The organism is Aeromonas veronii bv. veronii (assembly GCF_000820225.1).
GTDB lineage: Bacteria > Pseudomonadota > Gammaproteobacteria > Enterobacterales > Aeromonadaceae > Aeromonas > Aeromonas veronii.
The window spans coordinates 1-18977 of record NZ_CDDK01000012.1; the positions used below are offsets into that span (position 1 = coordinate 1).

Genomic DNA, 18977 nt, shown 5'->3' on the forward strand with positions numbered 1-18977 from the left:
ATTCCCCTGCTGGTGGGGGTGGTGGGGGGGATCAATCTGATGATCCTCGCTACCGCGCTGGGGCTTGGCGTGGTGTTCGAGAAGGTGCCGCTGCTGCACGATGGCCTCAAGCTTATCGGCTCGGCCTATCTGCTCTGGCTGGCGTGGAAGGTGGCGACCGCCAGCGGCCCGGCCGAGGGGAACCGGCCGCTCATTCCCGCCCATCAGGGGGCCATGCTGCAACTGCTCAATCCCAAGGCATGGATGATGGCGCTCTCCGCCATCAGCGGTTTCACCCTGGCGGGGGAGGCTTACTGGCCCTCCGCGCTCTGGGTGCTGGTGATCTTCTTTATTACCGGCCTCTACACCGGGGCGTTCTGGGTGTTGTTTGGTGCCCAGGTGCGGCAAATCATCCGCACTGCCCGGGGTTGGCGGCGTTTCAATCTTGGCATGGGGCTGGCGACGGCCGCCTGTGTCGGGATGATCTGGATTTAGCCCGGGGTTGACCCGGGCCTTTACCGGCTGTCTTGTTGGCCCTGCGGGGCCTTTTTTATCTCGTCCGCGTGGCCTTGCCTGCAAGGTGGCGTGGTTCTGCCCTCCCTTGGGATGAAAGGAGTTCATATGAAATGTATCGGTCTGCTGGGTGGTATGAGCTGGGAGTCCACCGTCAGTTACTATCAGGCGCTCAACCGCGGGGTGCGCGCACAGCTTGGCGGTTTGCACTCGGCGCGGGTGCTGCTCAACAGCGTCGACTTTGCCGCTATCGAGCGGCTGCAGCATGCCGGTGACTGGCCCGCCACTGCCCGCCTGTTGGCGGCCGAGGCGCGCAAGTTGCAGGCCGGCGGCGCCGATTTCTTGCTGATCGGCACCAACACCATGCACAAGGTGGCGCCCGAGATTGAGGCGGCCATCGATATCCCGCTGCTCCATATTGCCGATGCCACCGCGGCCAAATTGCGGGCGGACGGGATAACCCGGGTCGGCCTGCTCGGCACCCGTTTCACCATGGAGCAGGATTTTTACAAAGGGCGCTTGCAGGAGCGTTTCGGGTTGGCGGTGCTGGTACCCGATGAGGCCGGGCGGGAGCGGGTACACAGGATCATTTATGACGAGCTCTGTCTGGGGGAGATCCGTGCATCGTCGCGGGCCGAGTATCTGGCGATTATCGAGGGGCTGGCAGCCGCGGGTGCCGAGGCGGTGATCCTTGGCTGCACCGAGATTGCCCTGCTGGTGGGGGATGCCCGGGCGGCGGTGCCGCTCTACGACACCACTGCCATCCATGCCGAAGCGGCGGTCGCGCTGGCACTGGCAGCTGATTAATAAACTGGTCAGATCTCACTATTCATGCTTGTCTCATACCCCTTGCCATAAAAGCGTGTAAAATTGCGCCCTGAATTTTCCCCGGCCAACGCGGGTTGGCTGCGGTTTCCTAGCATGCAAGGCTGACATTGTGACTGAAGTAGATAGATTCGCGGATATTCGCCCCTACCGCGATGAAGAAGTGCCGGCAGCCATCGAACGGCTGATCCAGGATGATGAATTTATCGGCGCCATCGCCAAGTATCGTTTCGGTTCCCTGATGAGCTGGCTGGGTTGGGCCATCCGCCCGCTGATCCGCCTGTTCCTGCGCCGCAAATGGTCAAAAGTGACCACTGTGCATCAGGTCCAGATGGGGGTCACCCGGTACATGTCCCGCATGATCGCCACCTCCACCAAGGGGGTGACCTTCTCCGGGATCGAGCATCTGAAGAAAGAGCAGGGCTATCTGTTTGTCTCCAACCACAGAGACATCGCCATGGATCCTGCGTTCGTCAACTGGGGGCTGCACACCCACGGTTTCGATACCGTGCGCATCGCCATCGGTGACAACCTGCTGCGCAAACCCTGCGCTACCGAGCTGATGAAGCTCAACAAGAGCTTTATCGTCAAACGCTCCGCCAAGGGGCCGCGGGAGATGATGAAGGCGCTCGGCGAGCTGTCTGCCTATATCGGCAATTCGGTTCACGAAGGTCACTCCATCTGGATTGCCCAGAAGGAAGGGCGCGCCAAGAATGGCGATGACAAGACAGATCCCGCCATCCTCAAGATGTTCTACGTCGACGGCAAGAAGCAGAAGATCGACTTCGTCGACTACATGCGCAGCCTCAATATCGTGCCGGTCAGCATCAGCTACGAGCTGGATCCGACCGACAAGGCGAAGGCGCGCGAGCTCTACGAGAAGTCGGTCAACGGCAGCTACGAGAAGGGCGAGTTCGAGGATATCGAGAGTATCGTCGCCGGTATTGTCGGTATGAAGGGGCGGGTACACGTCTCCTTCGGCGCGCCGATCACCGAGGGCTTCAGCGATCCGGACGAACTGGCCGCGCTGATCGACAAGGCGATCTGGAGCAGCTACCACCTCTTCCCCAGCAACTATCTGGCGGCCGATGTCTCCGGCAAGGCCAATACCATCGAACAGGCGGCCTTCCTGACCCGTCAGTCAGAGGTGCCGGAAGAGCACAAGGCGATCTGGCGTGCCATGTACGCCAAACCGGTGGAAAACGCCAAAAAGGCTTGAATGAAACCGGTTGTTAAACGGTTTTGCGAAAAAAACGGGCGCTGATGCGCCCGTTTTTGCGTCTGGTCAAAGTCGAGGGAGAAAGGGTGGTGAATAATATGGTTTCAGCTGGTACGATCACTATGAAAATGGGATTATGTCTCTTGGCAAGGTGCTGACGAGTGTGTAACAGTGCCCATATAGCTGAACATGAGCAAAAGCTCTAAACCGGTTTGCACGGATTGCAGACGGCATTATTGAAGGACCTGTCACAGGTCCTTTTTCATTGGCGGGCAAAGATGCCGCCCAGATATACCTAACAGGAAACAGACGCCATGATCACCGGTAGCCTGAACACCCTGCAGCGGACGCCGCTGCCCGCCCCGCTGGCCCGCATCATGGCCGAGGTGGTGAAGAGCGTGGCTCACTGGGGTGACGCTCCGCTCGGCAAGACCGAGATCGATGGCCTCAACCTGTTCTGTCTGGTGAGCGAGGAGCTGACCGAGCCAGCCGCGGATCGCCGTGGTGAATTCCATCAGCAGTATCTCGATATCCAGTTGCTGCTGCGCGGTGCAGAGTGGATAGGTGTGGGCCCCCACGACTACGTGAGCGACGGCGCCGACCATCCCCATCCTGACCTCTGGTTTGTCGATGACGAGCAGACCAGCTATCTGGCGCTGCAACCGGGCGATTTCGCCATCTTCTGGCCGGGCGAGCTGCACCGCCCGCTCTGTACCTTCAACCAGCCCGCCACGGTGAAGAAGCTGGTGGTCAAGGTACACAAGGATCTGCTGGCTATCGCCTGAGCACCCCCATTGAGGCGAGCCCTGCGCAGCTGATGCGTTGAGACTCGCAAGCATTGAAAGCAGTGATACGCACCTCAAGTTGCGATCACTCTTTCAAGAGCAAGAATTGAAACCAGTGATACGCACCACAAGTTGCGATCACTCTTTCAAGAGCAAGAATTGAAAAATTGGACGCACCCTCCTGCGACCATAAGCCCCCGGCAGGGGAATCCCATCCTCTTTTGGATGACACGACACTGTCGGCATAAAGCCGAAGCACAGGAAGATGTAGAAAATGAGCAAGTTGGTATTGATCCTTAACTGCGGTAGCTCTTCCCTGAAATTTGCCGTAATGGACGCCGAAACAGGTGAGGACATGCTGTCCGGCCTGGCCGAATGCTTCAATCTGGATGATGCACGTATCAAATGGAAACTCCACGGGGTCAAGGGCGAAGCCATGCTGGGAGCGGGTGCCGCTCACCAGGAAGCCCTCGACCATATCGTGGGTCACATCCTGCCGCAGGATCCGACTCTTGCCGAGCAACTGGTGGCCATCGGTCACCGAATCGTACACGGTGGCGAGCAGTTCTCCCGCTCCGTGCGTATCGATGACGGCGTGATCGCCGGTATCGAAGCCGCCATTCCGTTCGCCCCGCTGCACAACCCGGCGCACCTCATCGGTATTCGCGCCGCGCTGAAAGTGTTCCCGCAGCTGTCCGAGAAGAACGTGGCCGTCTTCGACACCGCCTTCCACCAGACCCTGCCGCAAGAGGCATACCTCTATGCGCTGCCGCACAAGCTCTACCGCGAACACGGCATCCGTCGTTACGGTGCCCACGGTACTTCTCACCGCTACATTGCGGAAGAAGCCGCAAAAGAGCTGGGCAAGCCGTTGAATGAACTGAACATCATCAACTGCCACCTGGGTAACGGTGCCTCTGTCTGCGCCATCAAGAACGGCGAATCCGTAGACACCTCCATGGGTCTGACTCCGCTGGAAGGTCTGGCGATGGGTACCCGCTCCGGTGATATCGATCCGGCCGTGGTCTTCTTCATGCACGACCAGCTCGGTTACAGCGTGGAGCAGATCAACCACACCCTGACCCGTGAGTCCGGTCTGCTGGGGATGACCGAAGCGAGCAGCGACTGCCGCTACGTCACCACCAACTACGCTACCGACGCTGGTGCCAAGCGTGCGCTGGATGTCTTCACCTACCGTGTGGCCAAGTATGTCGGCGCCTATGCCGCTGCGATGGACGGTCGTCTGGACGCCGTGGTCTTCACCGGTGGTATCGGTGAGAACGCCGCCATGGTGCGCGAGATGGTGCTGAACCGTCTGGCTCTGTTCGGCTTCAAGGTGGACAAAGAGGCCAACAACGCCGCGGTACTGGGCGGCGAAGGTCGCATCACCACCGCCGACAGCCGTTGCGCCATGGTGATCCCGACCAACGAAGAGCTGGTCATCGCTCGCGATGCCCTGAGCCTTGTCTGCTAAGTCAGCCTCGCTTTGAAACAACGCCCGGCCTGTGCCGGGCGTTGTCATTTCTGGCGTACGCCGATTTGACATGGGGGAGGGGAGCGGTACCCTGACCACCACTGTTTTTGCAGCCAGCGGGCTGCCCGGTTCGGGAGAGAGCAATGAAAGAGGCGTTTTTTAACTGGTTGTCGGGCCTTGGGGTGGAAGTGACCAGCCTGATGGCGCTGGTGATCGCGCTGGGCTTTATCGTCATCACCTCGTTGCTGTTGCATATGGCGCTGCACCGGGTGCTGCTGGTCCGGCTGGTGGGGATCCTCGGCAAGGCCAAGCAGGTATGGCTGCCGCCCCAGCTGCAACAGCGCCTTTTCAACCGGCTCGCCTTCGTGCTGCAGGGGGCCGTGCTGCTCGGTCAGGCGGAGATCTGGCTGCCCCGTCAATCGGATAGCCTCAAGCTTATCGAAATGGTGGCCCAGCTCTGGATTTTGCTGTTCCTGCTGCTGGCCTTCTTCGCCCTGCTCGACTGCCTGTTGTCGGTGAGCCGTTACACCCGCCTTGGCCGGGACTTGCCCCTGCGCGGCATCTTCCAGGGGGCAAAGCTGGTAGGCAGCATTCTGGTGGGCATCCTGATGATCGCCCTGCTGCTCGGCAAGTCGCCGCTGTTCCTGTTCAGCGGTCTGGGTGCCATGACCGCAGTGCTGATGCTGGTGTTCAAGGACCCCATCCTCGGGCTGGTGGCGGGGATCCAGCTCTCCGCCAACCGGATGCTGAGCGTCGGTGACTGGCTGCAGATGGACAAGTACGGCGCCGATGGCGAGGTGACCGACATCGGGCTTACTACGGTCAAGGTATCGAACTGGGACAAGACCATTACCACCATTCCCACCTATGCCCTGATCTCCGACTCTTTCAAGAACTGGCAGGGGATGACCGAGTCGGGCGGCCGTCGCATCAAGCGCAGCGTCAATATCGACATGACCAGCGTGCGTTTTCTGACGGCCGAGGAGCAGTTGCAGCTCAAGCAGGCGCAACTGCTGGCTCCCTATCTCAGCCGCAAGGAGCAGGAGCTGAGTGCCTACAACCAGCAACTGAGCGATGCCCTGAGCTGCCCCATCAACGGTCGTCACCTCACCAACCTCGGCACCTTGCGCGCCTATCTGGATGCTTACCTGCGTGCCCACCCCGGCATTCGCAAAGACATGACCCTGATGGTGCGCCAGCTGGCACCCACGTCAGACGGTTTGCCGCTGGAAATTTACTGCTTCACCGCGACTACCGCATGGGCCGACTACGAAGGGATCCAGGCCGATATTTTCGACCATATCTTCGCCATCATTGAGCAATTTCATCTGCGGTTGCATCAATCTCCCACAGGTTACGATATGCGTGCCTGGCAACGGGGATAAACAGGGAAATGGGGCAGGTCGAGGACGTGGAAAAAACCGCATATTAATCATCGACCTGTCGCCACTTGTCAGTTGAAATTTGCCGTGCAGAGGAGAAAAATGGCGGCCTTCTCTTCGCGCCCCTGATCCCCTCTTGATCAGCTGCCAGCCCAGAGACGTCACTTCAAGTCATCATCATGGGAAAGTTATGAAGCTCCTTCGCAATAGTGTGGCAACACTCTGCTACAGCCTGCTGCTGACCGCTGCGCCGGTTTTCGCTGTTGAATATGCTCTGCCTGCGGCCAACAGCCGTCTGGTAGGGGAAAATCTGGAATACGTGGTTCCGGCCGAAGAGAACGGCCAGCCGCTGGAGGCCATTGCGGCCAAATTCCAGCTGGGGCTCACCAACATGACCGAAGCCAACCCCGATGCGGATCCCCTGCTGGTACAGACCGGCGAGAAGCTGGTGATCCCCCAGCAACTGATCCTGCCGGATGCACCCCGTGAAGGGATCGTGCTGAACGTGGCCGAGATGCGCCTCTACTACTACCCCAAGGGTAAAAAAGTGGTGGAAGTGCTGCCTATCGGCATCGGCCAGCTCGGCACCGACACCCCGGAAAACTGGGTGACCAGCGTGCAGCGCAAGAAAGCGGGCCCGACCTGGACCCCGACCGCCAAGATGCATGCCGAATATGCCGCCCGTGGCGAGAGCCTGCCAGCGGTATGGCCAGCCGGTCCGGACAACCCCATGGGTCTGTTTGCCCTCTACATCGGCAAGATGTACGCCATCCACGGTACCAACGCCAACTTCGGCATCGGCCTGCGGGTGAGCCACGGCTGTGTGCGTCTGCGCAACGACGACATCGCCTACTTGTTCAAGCAGGTACCGGTCGGTACTCGCGTTCAGTTCGTCAACCAGCCGATCAAGGCCTCTCTCGAGCCCAACGGCGTCCGCTATCTGGAAGTGCATCAGCCGCTGTCGCGCAGCGAAGAGGAGTTCAACTCCAAGCTGCCGGCACCGCTGCCGATGACTCCGGCGGTGACCCGCTTCATTGCCCACGCCGACAGCGACTCCCAACTGGTGAAGCAGGCGCTGGAGCAGCGCAACGGCATGCCGATGGCAATCAACCGCTAACGGCAAATCCCCGTCATGACAAAGGGCGAACAACATGCTGTTCGCCCTTTGTGTTTCTGCTGCGCTGACTCAGCTTCGCAGCAGATTTGCCTGCAGCTCGCTGCCGAGCTGATCGAGCAGCTTATAGCGCGCCTTGTAGCTGGCCCGCTTGCGGGAGGGGATCTCCTCCAGCGTCTTGCGGGGCATCTCCAGCGGCAGGCTCATCCAGAGTTCATCCTGCACGCTGCCCTGATGCTCCTGCCACAAGCCGTCGAGGTCGAACTTGACCCGATCGGCGGTGCGCTTGCTGCTCTGATAGACGTGGCTTTGGGTGCGGATCCCGAGCAGGCTCTTGCACGCCAGCCCCCGGGCCAGCTCGGCGGCCATATAGACCAGCAGGGACATGGGGCGCAGCCCGCCGCACGCCTTGGTGACCAGCTTGATCTCCTCGCTCTGCCCCTTGCCGCCCTGCAGCGAGCAGATCTCGAGGGTCGGGTTCGGCGCGGGGCGCAGATTGAGGGCCATGTAATAGAGCGCCGCGTCACCCAGCTTGAGGGTCAGGCTCATCTCCCCCTCTTTGCCCATGTGGGTTTGGTAATCCAGTTGCAGGGTGAGGGGGGCCGTCAGCTTGTCGCTCTGCCACTGGGCCAGCAGCAGGCCGCGCCCGCTGTAGATTGCCAGTTGTTGCGCCTTGGGCAGCTGACGTGCCAGCTGCTGGTAGTGGCCGCTGAGAAGCCCGGCTCGCAGGCGCTTGCGGAGCCCCTTGTGGCGATAGGGGTGGATCGGCTTTTCCAGAATATCGGGGAAGCGGCTGATCGCCTGCGCCAGCAGCGGTTGCTCCTGCTGCTGGCGATAGAGGGCGCGGGCGCCGGGATTGAGCCAGAGACGCCCCACATACTTGGCCCGTCGGATGAGATGACCCGACTCCTCCACCGGGTGAAGGCGGCGGGCGAGGGTTCGCAGGTGTGACAGATGAGATGACATGGTGCCGACCTCTGACTGGTGTAATGAGACAGGGCGGGGAGTGTAGGAGCGGGGCGCTGGCTTGTAAAAAAATGGATAGTAACAAAATGTGAAAACATAACGCTCAGTAGCGGCTGGCGCTGCGAGATGACCGTCACGGCCATGGCAGGAAATCTGGCGCCATCCTCTTGATGCGGCAGATGATTTGATGCGCAAAGGTTTTTATTGTGTTTTGTGTTTGTTAAAAGTGGTTGAGCTGGCGCGAACGGCTGATTAAGCTAGGCCGGTTTTTTAGGGATGAGCCCGTCACCAGAGCGGGCAGAAAATGACACAAAACGGAGTTTTGCATGACAGCTAGCACACCCATGTTAATCACCTTCCTGGTGTATATCCTCGGAATGGTGTTGATCGGTTTCGTCGCCTATCGCGCTACCCGCAACTTTGATGACTACATTCTGGGCGGTCGCCGGATGGGGAGCTGGGTCACAGCCCTCTCCGCCGGCGCCTCCGACATGAGCGGCTGGTTGCTGATGGGCCTGCCCGGCGCCGTCTTCGTCAGCGGCATCTCCGAGAGCTGGATCGCCATCGGTCTGGTGATCGGTGCCTACCTCAACTGGCGCTGGGTAGCGGGTCGCCTGCGGGTACATACCGAGAAAAACCGCAATGCCCTGACCCTGCCGGACTATTTCACCTATCGCTTTGAAGATCACAGCAAGGTGCTGCGCATTCTCTCTGCGCTGGTGATCCTGCTCTTCTTCACCATCTATTGCGCCTCCGGCGTGGTGGCCGGTGCTCGTCTGTTTGAGAGCACCTTCGGCATGGATTACAACACCGCCCTCTGGGTCGGTGCCGCCGCCACCATCACCTACACCTTCTTCGGCGGCTTCCTCGCGGTGAGCTGGACCGACACGGTGCAGGCGACCCTGATGATCTTCGCCCTGATCCTGACCCCGGTCTTCGTCATCATCGCCGTCGGCGGGGTGGATAGCGCCATGATCGAGGTGGCCGCCAAGAGCGCCACCAACCTCGACATGTTCAAGAATCTGGATGTGATCGCCATTGTCTCGCTGATGGCCTGGGGCCTTGGTTACTTCGGTCAGCCCCACATTCTGGCCCGTTTCATGGCAGCCGATTCCCACCACTCCATGGCCAATGCCCGCCGTATCAGCATGACCTGGATGGTGTTCTGCCTCGCTGGTGCGGTGGCCATCGGCTTCTTCGGGCTGGCCTACTTCGCCCGCTTCCCGGAAGTGGCGGCTGGAGTGACCGGCAACCCGGAGCGGGTCTTTATCGAGCTCTCAAAGATCCTGTTCAACCCCTGGATCGCCGGTGTGCTGCTCTCCGCCATTCTGGCGGCGGTGATGAGCACGCTAAGTTGTCAATTACTGGTCTGCTCCAGCGCCATCACCGAGGATCTCTACAAACCCTTCCTGCGCAAGAACGCCTCCCAGCGTGAGCTGGTGTGGGTGGGTCGCCTGATGGTGCTGCTGATCGCGGTGATTGCCATCGCCGTTGCCATGAATCCGGAAAACCGGGTACTGGGGCTGGTGAGCTACGCCTGGGCCGGTTTCGGTGCCGCCTTTGGTCCCGTGGTGCTGCTCTCTGTGCTCTGGCCGCGAATGACCCGCAACGGCGCGCTGGCCGGCATGCTGGTCGGTGCTATCACCGTCATCGTCTGGAAGCAGTTCGGCTGGCTGGGGCTGTATGAGATCATTCCGGGCTTCCTGTTCGCACTGCTGGCCATTGTGGTGGGCAGTCTGCTGGGCGAAGCGCCCTCAAAAGCGATGCTGGAGCGTTTCCGCGATGCCGAGGAGGAGTACAACACTCCGGCCGAGAGCGCGGGAGAGCCGGTCGCGGTGAACTGATCCCCCTTACCGCTTTCTGCTTGAGAGCCCCGCCCCCGGACAAGGAGCGCCCTGGTTGGCCATCCTTGCACCGGTTTGGCGGGGCTTTGTGCTATCTGATTCACTCTTGGGCACTTTTTTATGTTCGGCCGGTGGCTCCCGGGTGCTCGCTTTCTTTTGTCTTGGCACCGAATATGGGACACTAGGCCGCCTGAAGGAGACCTAGTGCATGCGGCTATTCACCCTGATCCTGATCCTCCTGCTGGGGGGACTGCAATATGACCTCTGGCTGGGGAAGAACGGGCTATCCGATTATCAGAACCTGTCGGAGGCCATCTCGCAGCAACAGCGGGACAACCAGACTCTCAAGGATCGTAACGACCTCATTTACCGCGAGATAGATGATCTCACCTCTGGCCTCGAGGCCATCGAGGAGTTGTCGCGCAACGATCTGGGTTACATCAAGCAGGGGGAGACCTTCTACCGGATCATCCCCAAAGAGAAAGACAAAGAGACAGCGCCGGACGATGAGCCCTACGATGACTGATGCCAGCCGAGTATCCGGCCTGACGGCGATCGTCCCTGCCGCCGGTATCGGCAGCCGAATGGGGGCCGATTGCCCCAAGCAGTACCTGCAACTGGCGGGTAAAACCATTCTCGAACATACCCTGGAGCGGCTGCTCTCCCACCCGGCCATCGCCCAGGTGATCGTGGCGCTGGCGCCCCATGATCGCTGGTTCGAGGCCCTGCCCGTGGCGGCCGACCCGCGCATTGTGCGGGTAGAGGGAGGCGCCGAGCGCGCCTTTTCCGTCCTCAATGGTCTCCATGTGGCGCAAGGGGAGTGGGTGCTGGTGCACGATGCGGCCCGCCCCTGTCTGACTCACGGCGATCTCGATGCGCTGATTGCCGCGGCCATGAACTGCGGCGGTGCCATTCTCGGCAGCCGGGTGCGCGATACCATGAAACGCTCCGATGGGGAGGGCAATATCATCGCCACCGTCGAGCGCGAGCAGCTCTGGCATGCCCTGACGCCGCAGATGTTCCAGACCCGTGCCCTGAAACGGGCGCTCGAAGAGGGGTTGCTGCTGGGCGCCACCATCACCGACGAGGCCTCCGCCATGGAGCGGGCCGGATTCACGGTGCGGATGGTGGAGGGGCGCGCCGACAATATCAAAGTGACCCGGCCGGAAGACTTGTCGCTGGCGGGGCTGTTTTTAAGCCAGCAGGCATAAGCCCCTCAGTCAGAACAGACCGTTCAGAGCAGAGTGTCTCGAACAAACAGGCCCGAACAAGGAGTTAGCATGATCCGGATTGGACATGGTGTGGACGTACACAAAATTGATGGGGTTGGTTTCAGCATGTTGGGAGGTTGCCGCTGATGATGCGCATTGGTCATGGTTTTGATGTCCATAAATTTGGTGGTGTTGGCCCCTGCATGCTGGGTGGCGTGCCGGTTCCCTACGAGCAGGGGCTGGTTGCCCACTCCGACGGCGATGTGGTGCTGCACGCGGTGAGCGATGCCCTGCTGGGGGCTATCGGTGCCGGTGACATCGGTCGCCACTTCCCCGATACCGCTGCCGAGTTCAAGGGGATCGACAGTCGCATTCTGCTGCGTGATGTCTTTGCCCGGGTACAGAAGGCGGGGTATGCCATCGGCAACCTGGATGTGACCATCATCGCCCAGGCCCCCAAAATGGCCCCCCATATCGACGCCATGTGCGCTGTGCTGGCCGCCGATCTGCAATGTGATTTGAACCGGGTGAACGTCAAGGCGACCACCACCGAACAGCTTGGGTTTACGGGGCGCAAGGAAGGGATCGCCACCGAAGCCGTCGTCCTACTGGTGAAACAATAATGCTGGAACAACTTGCCTATCTGCACGGGGCGCCCACTGCCCGCGGTATCCTCAAGGCCGAGGCCGCCGACTTCGTGGTGAATGAAGATCTCGGCTTCGAGCCCTGCGGGGAAGGGGAGCATATCTTCGTCCGGGTGCGCAAAACCGGCGAAAACACCGCCTGGGTAGCGGGTCTGCTGGCCGATGCGGCCGGGGTCAACCGCAATGCGGTGACCTGGGCGGGCCTGAAGGATCGTCACGCGGTGACCGAGCAGTGGTTCGGCATTCACCTGCCAGGCAAGGCCGAGCCGGACTTGTCGGTTATCGAGAGCGACAGCATCCAGATCCTGCAAGCCAGGCGTCACAACCGCAAATTGCGGGTCGGCTACCTCAAGGGCAACCACTTCACCCTGCGTCTCACCGGTCTGGAACAGGCCGACGGGCTGGAAGCCCGCCTGCAGGCCATCGCCACTCAGGGCGTGCCCAATTACTATGGTGAGCAGCGTTTTGGCCGCGATGGCAACAACCTGGAAGCGGCCAAGGCGATGTTTGCCGGCAAGCGGATCAAGGATCGCAACAAGCGCTCCCTCTACCTCTCTGCCGCCCGCAGCATGCTGTTCAACGCCATTGTCAGCGCCCGTATCGAGCAGGGGCTGGCTCATCAGCTGCTGGCCGGTGATTGCGTGATGCTCAAGGGCAGCCACTCCATCTTCAGCGAAGAGAGCGTGACCCCCGAGCTGGAAGCGCGTCTTGCCTCCGGCGACGTGCAGCTGACCGCGCCCCAGTGGGGCCGTGGCCGTTTGGCCAGTCAGGGCGCCGCTGCCGAGTTCGAACAGGGCGTGCTGGCCCCTTACAGCGATTGGTGTGACGGGCTGGAGAAAGCCGGGCTGGATCAGGACAGGCGCCCCCTGCTGCTCAAGCCGGAGCAGATGAGCTGGCAGCTGGACGGCGAGGCGCTGACCCTCTCCTTCTTCCTGCCGGCGGGCGCGTTTGCCACCAGCGTGGTGCGCGAGTTAATGCAGGCCGAAGAGGCCGATCACGGTTTCAGGAATCAGACCGATGCGAATTCTGGTCAGTAATGATGATGGTGTGCATGCCGAGGGGATTCGTGCCCTCAGCGAGGCGCTGCGCGCCTGCGGCGAGGTCATTGTGGTGGCGCCGGATCGCAACCGCAGCGGCGCGAGTCACTCCCTGACGCTGGAAGTACCGCTGCGGGTTACCCGCATTGCAGAAAACGGCTTTAATGGGTGCGAGAGCTATGCGGTGAAGGGCACGCCGACCGACTGCGTGCATCTGGCGGTCAACGAGCTGGTGCGTCCTGAACCCGACATGGTGGTGGCCGGCATCAACCACGGTGCCAACCTGGGGGATGATGTCATCTACTCGGGCACGGTCGCCGCGGCCACCGAGGGGCGCCATCTTGGCTACCCCTCCATCGCCATCTCGCTGGTAGGCAAGACCCACTTCGCCACGGCGGCCCACTATGCGGCCCTGCTGGTGAAGGGGCTGATGAAACACCCCCTGCCTGCCGATCAGATCCTCAACGTCAACGTGCCGGACTTGCCCCTCGAGCAGATCAAGGGGATCAAGACCACCCGCCTTGGCAACCGCCACCGGGCGGAGTCGGTGATCTGCACCGAGGATCCCCGTGGCCAGCCCATCTACTGGATCGGCCCCCCCGGTAGCCAGCAGGATGCCGGTGAAGGCACCGATTTTGCTGCCATCGAGCAGGGCTATGTCTCGATTACCCCTCTGACCATCGACATGACTGCCTATGACAGTCTCGCCGGTCTGGGGGCCTGGTTAGATCTGCAGGGATGAGGGTGGTGTGATAGTACAGCGCCTGTTAAATCAGCTCATTGCGCAGGATATTCGCGATTTTCGCGTGCTGGCGACCATCGCGAAAGTGCCGCGCCAGCTGTTCGTGGACGAGGCCATGGCGCACAAGGCGTGGGACAACACAGCCCTGCCCATTGGCCACGGCCAGACCATTTCGCAGCCCTATATGGTGGCGCGAATGACCGAGTTGCTGATGCAAAACAATCCGGCCCATGTGCTGGAGATTGGCACTGGCTCGGGCTACCAGACGGCGATCCTTGCCCATCTGGTGGAGCACGTTTATACCGTGGAGCGGATCAAGTCGCTGCAGTTTCAGGCCAGACGCCGACTGCGCCAGCTCGATCTGCACAATGTCTCGGCCAAGCACGGCAACGGCTGGCTGGGGTGGCCCAACAAGGGGCCTTATGACGCCATTCTGGTGACGGCCGCGGCGAGCGAGATCCCGACGGCGCTGACCGATCAGCTGGCCGAAGGGGGTCGACTGGTGTTGCCGGTGGGTGACAGCCAGCAGACCCTGCAACTGATCGAACGATCCGGATCCCAGCTGACCAGCCGTATTCTGGAGCCGGTACGTTTTGTTCCCCTGATTGACGGAGATGTTGAGTGAAGTTGTTTTCCCGTTTGTACGTACTGGTGATGCAGTGGGCTCGCCACAAGCATGCCCCCTGGTATCTCTCCATCACCGCTTTCATCGAGTCGGTATTCTGGCCGATCCCGGTGGATGTGATGCTGGCGCCGATGGCGCTCGCCAAGCCCCACAAGGCATGGCACTACGCCACGCTGGCTACCGTCTTCTCTGTGCTGGGCGCCCTGTTTGGCTATGCCCTTGGCTATGCGCTGTGGGATCCGGTCGTGCTGCCACTGGTGGAGTCTGTGGGCTATCAGGACAAGATCGAGATTGCTCGCAACTGGTTTGAGCAGTGGGGGATCTGGGTCATTTTCATTGCCAGCTTCACCCCTATCCCCTACAAGGTGTTTACCGTGACGGCAGGGTTGTTGCAAATGGCTCTGTTGCCCTTCATCATCACCTCCCTCATCGGTCGTGGCATGCGCTTTTTCCTGGTGGCGGGCCTGATGCGCTGGGGGGGCGAGAAGATGGAACGCAAACTGATGCACTATGTTGATGTGCTCGGTTGGCTCTGTATTGGTCTGGCCGTGGTGGCCTATTTCTGGTTTAGTCGTTAAGGATCCATTATGCGTTCGCGTATTTGGCAAGGAAGCAGTGTCGTGGTGTTGTCATGGCTGCTGCTTGCCTGCTCCTCCAGTAAAAATGCAGCTCCGGTAGATGGTGTTGATGAGGGGCAGTTTGTCTCGACCATTCCGGCTCGCCAAAGCGGTGCCCAGGTCAGCGCCCCCATTCAGGGCGGCAGCTATGTGGTGAAACGGGGTGATACCCTCTACTCCATCGCCTTCAACTCCGGCAACGACGTGCCGTCGCTGGCCAGCCTCAACAACATCAGCCCGCCCTACAACATCTATCCGGGGCAGCGACTGCGACTCGATGGTTCCAGCGCCAGCGTTGGCAGCAGCCGCAGTGCCGGTACCTATGAGGTGCGCCGCGGCGATACCCTGAGCAGCATCGGCCGCCAGTTCGGCATGACACCGCAGGCGCTGGCCCAGAGCAACAACCTGAGCGCCCCCTATGCGCTGCAACCGGGTCAGGTGCTCAATGTCCAGACCGCAGGCGGCGGTTCGACCCAGATGGTGGCTGCGACTCGTCCGGCAACCGTGACGCCGGTGGCCGTGAGCCGTCCGAGCAGCGGTCCGCGTCCGTTGGCCGAGCCGAGTGGATCTGGTCAGACCACGCCGTTCATCTCTCAGAAATCCGTTGCTCCGGCAGCACCGAAGGAATACGCTCAGGTCAAAGAACAAAAAATAAACAACTCCCAGTCGAGACTTGCTTGGCACTGGCCCGCAAAAGGCCGGATTGTCGAGGGGTTCTCTGTTGCAGAACAGGGTAACAAGGGGATCGACATAGCCGGCCAGAAGGGGCAACCCGTCTACGCCGCCAGCAGCGGTAAAGTGGTATACGCTGGCAGTGCTTTAAGGGGGTACGGCAAGCTGATTATCCTCAAGCATGATGATGACTATCTCTCCGCTTACGCACACAACGACGAGTTGCGGGTGAAGGAAGGGGACAGCGTCAAGGGGGGCTCGGTCATTGCCAACATGGGTAGCACGGACGCGCCGGATGTGCGATTGCATTTCGAGATCCGGTACAGAGGCAAGTCGATCAATCCGATGAGCTATTTGCCAAAGCGTTAACCCCAGAGAGACCGTCTTACTCTGGTAACGTCAGGGAGACACACCATGAGCCAAGAACAACTGGTAATGCAGGATGCAGAGTTAGAGTTTGACGCTGAACCCGAATCTCACGAGGTAGAAGAGTTGCAGGAGGTAGCCGCCGAGGCGGACGAGACTATCTCCGATGAGTTGCTGGCACCTGAGCTGAACAAGGTGATGGATGCCACGCAACTCTATCTGGGGGAGATTGGCTTCTCCCCGCTGCTCACTGCCGAAGAGGAAGTCTATTACGCCCGTCGTGCCTTGCGGGGTGACAAAGCTGCCCGCAAGCGCATGATCGAGTCCAACCTGCGACTGGTGGTGAAAATCGCCCGTCGTTACAACAACCGCGGCCTGGTGCTGCTGGATCTTATCGAAGAGGGCAACCTCGGTCTTATCCGTGCGGTCGAGAAGTTCGACCCCGAGCGCGGCTTCCGTTTCTCCACCTATGCCACCTGGTGGATCCGCCAGACCATCGAGCGGGCCATCATGAACCAGACCCGCACTATCCGTCTGCCCATTCATGTGGTCAAAGAGTTAAACGTTTACCTGCGCACCGCGCGCGAACTCTCTCACCGTCTCGATCATGAACCGACCGCCGAGGATATCGCCTTCGCGCTGGATCGTTCGGTGGACGACGTGAACCGCATGCTCAAACTCAACGAGAAGATCACCTCGGTGGACACCCCCATCGGCGGCGATCGCGACAAGGCGCTGCTGGATGTGCTCTCCGACGAGCGCGGCATGGGGCCTGAGCTGGAGTCTCAGGAAGATGATATGCGCAGCAGCATTGTGCACTGGCTGGAAGAGCTCAATCCCAAGCAGCGGGAAGTGCTGGCCCGTCGTTTCGGTCTGCTGGGTTATGAGCCGGCCACCCTCGAGGATGTGGGGGCCGAGATTGGCCTGACCCGCGAGCGGGTGCGCCAGATCCAGGTCGAGGGGCTGCGCCGTCTGCGGGAGATCCTGCTGAGCCAGGGGCTCTCCATCGAGGCGCTATTTCGTACCAATTAAGCATCCGCACCAATTAAGCCCGCACCAACGGAATGCGGCATCAGCCAGATAGCACGAGGGGAGCAACAGCTCCCCTCGTTTTTTATTGCCTGTTGTCTGGCGATGGCTTCGTGGTTATACCAGCTCAGCCAGCATGGTATCGGCGTAGGGCACCAGTGCTTCGCCATTTTTCACTTTGGCGAGATAGTCCGGGTTGGCGATAAGCGGACGGCCGATGGCTACCAGATCGAAGCGGTTAGCTTCGATGGCCGCAGCGGCGCGCTCGGCGTCGTAGTTGCCCACCCCGACCAGATTGCCCTTGTAGTGGGCGCGCAGATAGTCGGAGGCACGGCCACCCAGATAATCGAAGGTGAGGTTGTCATCGAAGATGCCGAGGTGGATATAGGCCAGCGGGCGATCGTTGAGCTTGCCCAGCAGATAGTCGAACACTGCGCGATCTTCCGGGCTGCCCGCCAGATGGACATAGGCACCCGGGGAGAGGCGAATACCAACCCGATCACCACCGATACGGGCGCTGATGGCATCGACTACTTCCAGCGCGAAGCGGCTCATCTTTTCCGGGCTGCCACCGTAGTTGTCGGTGCGCAGGTTGGTAGAGTGGTGCAGGAACTGGTCGATCAGGTAGCCGTTGGCGCCGTGGATCTCCACCCCGTCAAAGCCCGCCTCGATGGCGTTGGCAGCGGCTGTCGCGTAATCCTGTACCAGCTGGGCGATTTCGGCCTCGGTCAGGGCGCGCGGCACCTGATAGGTCAGCTCGCGCATGCGGGGCACAGTGCCCTCGTGCGCCACGGCAGAGGGGGCCAACACTTCAGCCTGATGGAAGAAGGGGTGGGAGAGGCGACCGACGTGCCACAGCTGGGCGAAGATCTTGCCGCCTTTGGCATGTACGGCGCTGGTCACTCTCTTCCAGCCATCGATCTGCGCCTGGGTGAAGAGGCCCGGGGTATTGGGGTAGCCCTGCGCGTCGGGGCGGATGATGACGGCCTCGGAAACAATCAGGCCGATGTCGGCGCGGCGGCCGTAATAGGCAGCCATCTGCTCGGTCGGCACCAGACCTGGGCCTGCCATGCAGCGGGTGAGCGGGGCCATCATGAAACGGTTGGCCAGGGTCAGAGTGTCATTGAGTCGATACGGCTGAAACAGGGTATTCATGATAGGTTGTCCTGAACGGGTTATTCTTGAACGTGCATTCAAGACGTTTTTTGCGTCGGGCGCAAGCTTTTTTTGAATGTGCGTTCAAGAAGGTTGGCCCGAGCGGGCGGCTGGGGTAAACTTGCCGCCCTTTCCAGCCACTCTTTATCGGCGGGCTCTGTTGCCCCTTGCCGGTGAACCATTTCCCACGGGAGGAACCATGCGCATAGCCGAGTTTGATCGGGACGAGGTACTGCGAAATGCCATGGAAGCGTTTCGCGCCAAGGGATATGCCAAGACCACCATGCAGGAGCTGGTGGCAGCCACCGGCCTGCATCCGGGCAGCATTTACGGCGCCTTTGGCAACAAGCGAGGCCTGCTGCTGGCGGCGGTGGATCACTATGTCGAGGGCAAACGCACCCTGCGCCGCTCCCTGCTCGACAACCCGAGCCCGCTGGCGGGCCTTGCGGCCTATCTCGACCGGATTGTGGGGGAGGCGCTCTGCGGCTCCTGTCTGGTGACTCGCACCATGATGGAGCTGAGCGAGCAGGATGAGGAGCTGACCCAGTGGGTCAAGGGGATCTATGGCGAGCTGGAGCAGGATCTGGCCGAGTTGCTGACGCAGGCGCAGGCCAAGGGTGAACTGGCCCCGGATAGCAATATCCACACCCTCACCGCCCTGCTGCTGATCAACTTGCAAGGGCTGGTCACCTTTGCCCAGTGCCGCCCCGATCGCCCCCTGCTCGACGACGTGGTTGCCCAGCTGATGCGGGCCCTGCGGGCGTAACGCGATACCGCA

Annotated in this window: 20 protein-coding genes; 18 read left to right on the forward strand and 2 right to left on the reverse strand. The window is 60.8% G+C overall.

Features of this window, described 5'->3' with window-relative positions; all coding sequences use genetic code 11:
* The 7 genes from BN1139_RS04625 to BN1139_RS04655 all read left to right on the forward strand — a co-directional run.
* Positions 1-474, forward strand: a 474-nt coding sequence (locus tag BN1139_RS04625) for a LysE family translocator (protein WP_052449568.1), incomplete at its 5' end; no start/stop codon positions are given.
* A gap of 126 nt (positions 475-600) precedes the next feature.
* Entirely contained in the window at positions 601-1299 is a 699-nt protein-coding gene (locus tag BN1139_RS04630; protein WP_005354539.1) for an aspartate/glutamate racemase family protein, read from the forward strand.
* A gap of 130 nt (positions 1300-1429) precedes the next feature.
* Positions 1430-2536 (forward strand): 1-acyl-sn-glycerol-3-phosphate acyltransferase, encoded by a 1107-nt coding sequence (locus tag BN1139_RS04635; protein WP_005335527.1) that lies wholly within the window; start codon positions 1430-1432, stop codon positions 2534-2536.
* Between the two features lie 314 nt (positions 2537-2850).
* Entirely contained in the window at positions 2851-3321 is a 471-nt protein-coding gene (locus tag BN1139_RS04640; RefSeq protein ID WP_005354535.1) for a NanQ anomerase/TabA/YiaL family protein, read from the forward strand.
* 274 nt (positions 3322-3595) lie between these two features.
* Positions 3596-4795 (forward strand): acetate kinase, encoded by a 1200-nt coding sequence (locus BN1139_RS04645; protein WP_005354534.1) that lies wholly within the window; start codon positions 3596-3598, stop codon positions 4793-4795.
* Between the two features lie 143 nt (positions 4796-4938).
* Positions 4939-6180 (forward strand): mechanosensitive ion channel family protein, encoded by a 1242-nt coding sequence (locus BN1139_RS04650; protein WP_005335524.1) that lies wholly within the window; start codon positions 4939-4941, stop codon positions 6178-6180.
* Positions 6181-6367: 187 nt separating this feature from the next.
* Complete coding sequence (locus BN1139_RS04655) at positions 6368-7294, forward strand: L,D-transpeptidase family protein (protein WP_005354531.1); 927 nt, start codon at positions 6368-6370, stop codon at positions 7292-7294.
* 69 nt (positions 7295-7363) lie between these two features.
* On the opposite strand, the gene BN1139_RS04660 is transcribed toward BN1139_RS04655, so the two are convergent.
* Entirely contained in the window at positions 7364-8257 is an 894-nt protein-coding gene (locus BN1139_RS04660) for a VirK/YbjX family protein (RefSeq protein ID WP_005354528.1), read from the reverse strand.
* A 326-nt stretch (positions 8258-8583) separates the two neighbouring features.
* Between BN1139_RS04660 and putP the strand changes: the two genes are divergently transcribed.
* The 10 genes from putP to rpoS all read left to right on the forward strand — a co-directional run bounded on the left by putP (position 8584) and on the right by rpoS (position 17047).
* Positions 8584-10101: a sodium/proline symporter PutP gene (gene putP / locus BN1139_RS04665; protein WP_005354514.1), complete on the forward strand. Its 1518-nt coding sequence runs from the start codon at positions 8584-8586 to the stop codon at positions 10099-10101.
* A gap of 208 nt (positions 10102-10309) precedes the next feature.
* Positions 10310-10627, forward strand: a complete 318-nt coding sequence (ftsB, locus tag BN1139_RS04670; protein ID WP_005335520.1) for a cell division protein FtsB — start codon at positions 10310-10312, stop codon at positions 10625-10627.
* Positions 10620-11312, forward strand: coding sequence for a 2-C-methyl-D-erythritol 4-phosphate cytidylyltransferase (gene ispD / locus BN1139_RS04675; RefSeq protein ID WP_005354511.1), 693 nt, complete (start codon positions 10620-10622; stop codon positions 11310-11312). The genes ftsB and ispD overlap by 8 nt, the downstream gene beginning before the upstream one ends.
* Before the next feature lie 146 nt (positions 11313-11458).
* Positions 11459-11935, forward strand: a complete 477-nt coding sequence (gene ispF / locus BN1139_RS04680) for a 2-C-methyl-D-erythritol 2,4-cyclodiphosphate synthase (protein WP_005335518.1) — start codon at positions 11459-11461, stop codon at positions 11933-11935.
* Entirely contained in the window at positions 11935-12993 is a 1059-nt protein-coding gene (gene truD, locus BN1139_RS04685) for a tRNA pseudouridine(13) synthase TruD (RefSeq protein ID WP_005354508.1), read from the forward strand. The genes ispF and truD overlap by 1 nt, the downstream gene beginning before the upstream one ends.
* The gene (surE, locus tag BN1139_RS04690) at positions 12974-13735 is read left to right on the forward strand and encodes a 5'/3'-nucleotidase SurE (RefSeq protein ID WP_005335515.1); all 762 of its coding nucleotides are present in this window, start codon (positions 12974-12976) and stop codon (positions 13733-13735) included. Before truD ends, surE begins: the two co-directional genes overlap by 20 nt.
* A 7-nt stretch (positions 13736-13742) precedes the next feature.
* Positions 13743-14360: a protein-L-isoaspartate(D-aspartate) O-methyltransferase gene (locus BN1139_RS04695; protein ID WP_005335507.1), complete on the forward strand. Its 618-nt coding sequence runs from the start codon at positions 13743-13745 to the stop codon at positions 14358-14360.
* Positions 14357-14938: a YqaA family protein gene (locus BN1139_RS04700; protein ID WP_005354505.1), complete on the forward strand. Its 582-nt coding sequence runs from the start codon at positions 14357-14359 to the stop codon at positions 14936-14938. The genes BN1139_RS04695 and BN1139_RS04700 overlap by 4 nt, the downstream gene beginning before the upstream one ends.
* Before the next feature lie 9 nt (positions 14939-14947).
* The gene (locus tag BN1139_RS04705) at positions 14948-16018 is read left to right on the forward strand and encodes a LysM peptidoglycan-binding domain-containing protein (protein ID WP_005354503.1); all 1071 of its coding nucleotides are present in this window, start codon (positions 14948-14950) and stop codon (positions 16016-16018) included.
* A 45-nt stretch (positions 16019-16063) separates the two neighbouring features.
* Positions 16064-17047, forward strand: a complete 984-nt coding sequence (rpoS, locus tag BN1139_RS04710) for an RNA polymerase sigma factor RpoS (RefSeq protein ID WP_005335504.1) — start codon at positions 16064-16066, stop codon at positions 17045-17047.
* 114 nt (positions 17048-17161) lie between these two features.
* Here rpoS and BN1139_RS04715 read toward each other — a convergent pair whose 3' ends face one another.
* Positions 17162-18199, reverse strand: a complete 1038-nt coding sequence (locus BN1139_RS04715; RefSeq protein WP_005354501.1) for an alkene reductase — start codon at positions 18197-18199, stop codon at positions 17162-17164.
* Between the two features lie 199 nt (positions 18200-18398).
* Here BN1139_RS04715 and BN1139_RS04720 point away from each other — a divergent pair, with 199 nt between their 5' ends.
* Positions 18399-18965: a TetR/AcrR family transcriptional regulator gene (locus tag BN1139_RS04720; RefSeq protein ID WP_005354499.1), complete on the forward strand. Its 567-nt coding sequence runs from the start codon at positions 18399-18401 to the stop codon at positions 18963-18965.
* Positions 18966-18977 lie beyond the last annotated feature (12 nt).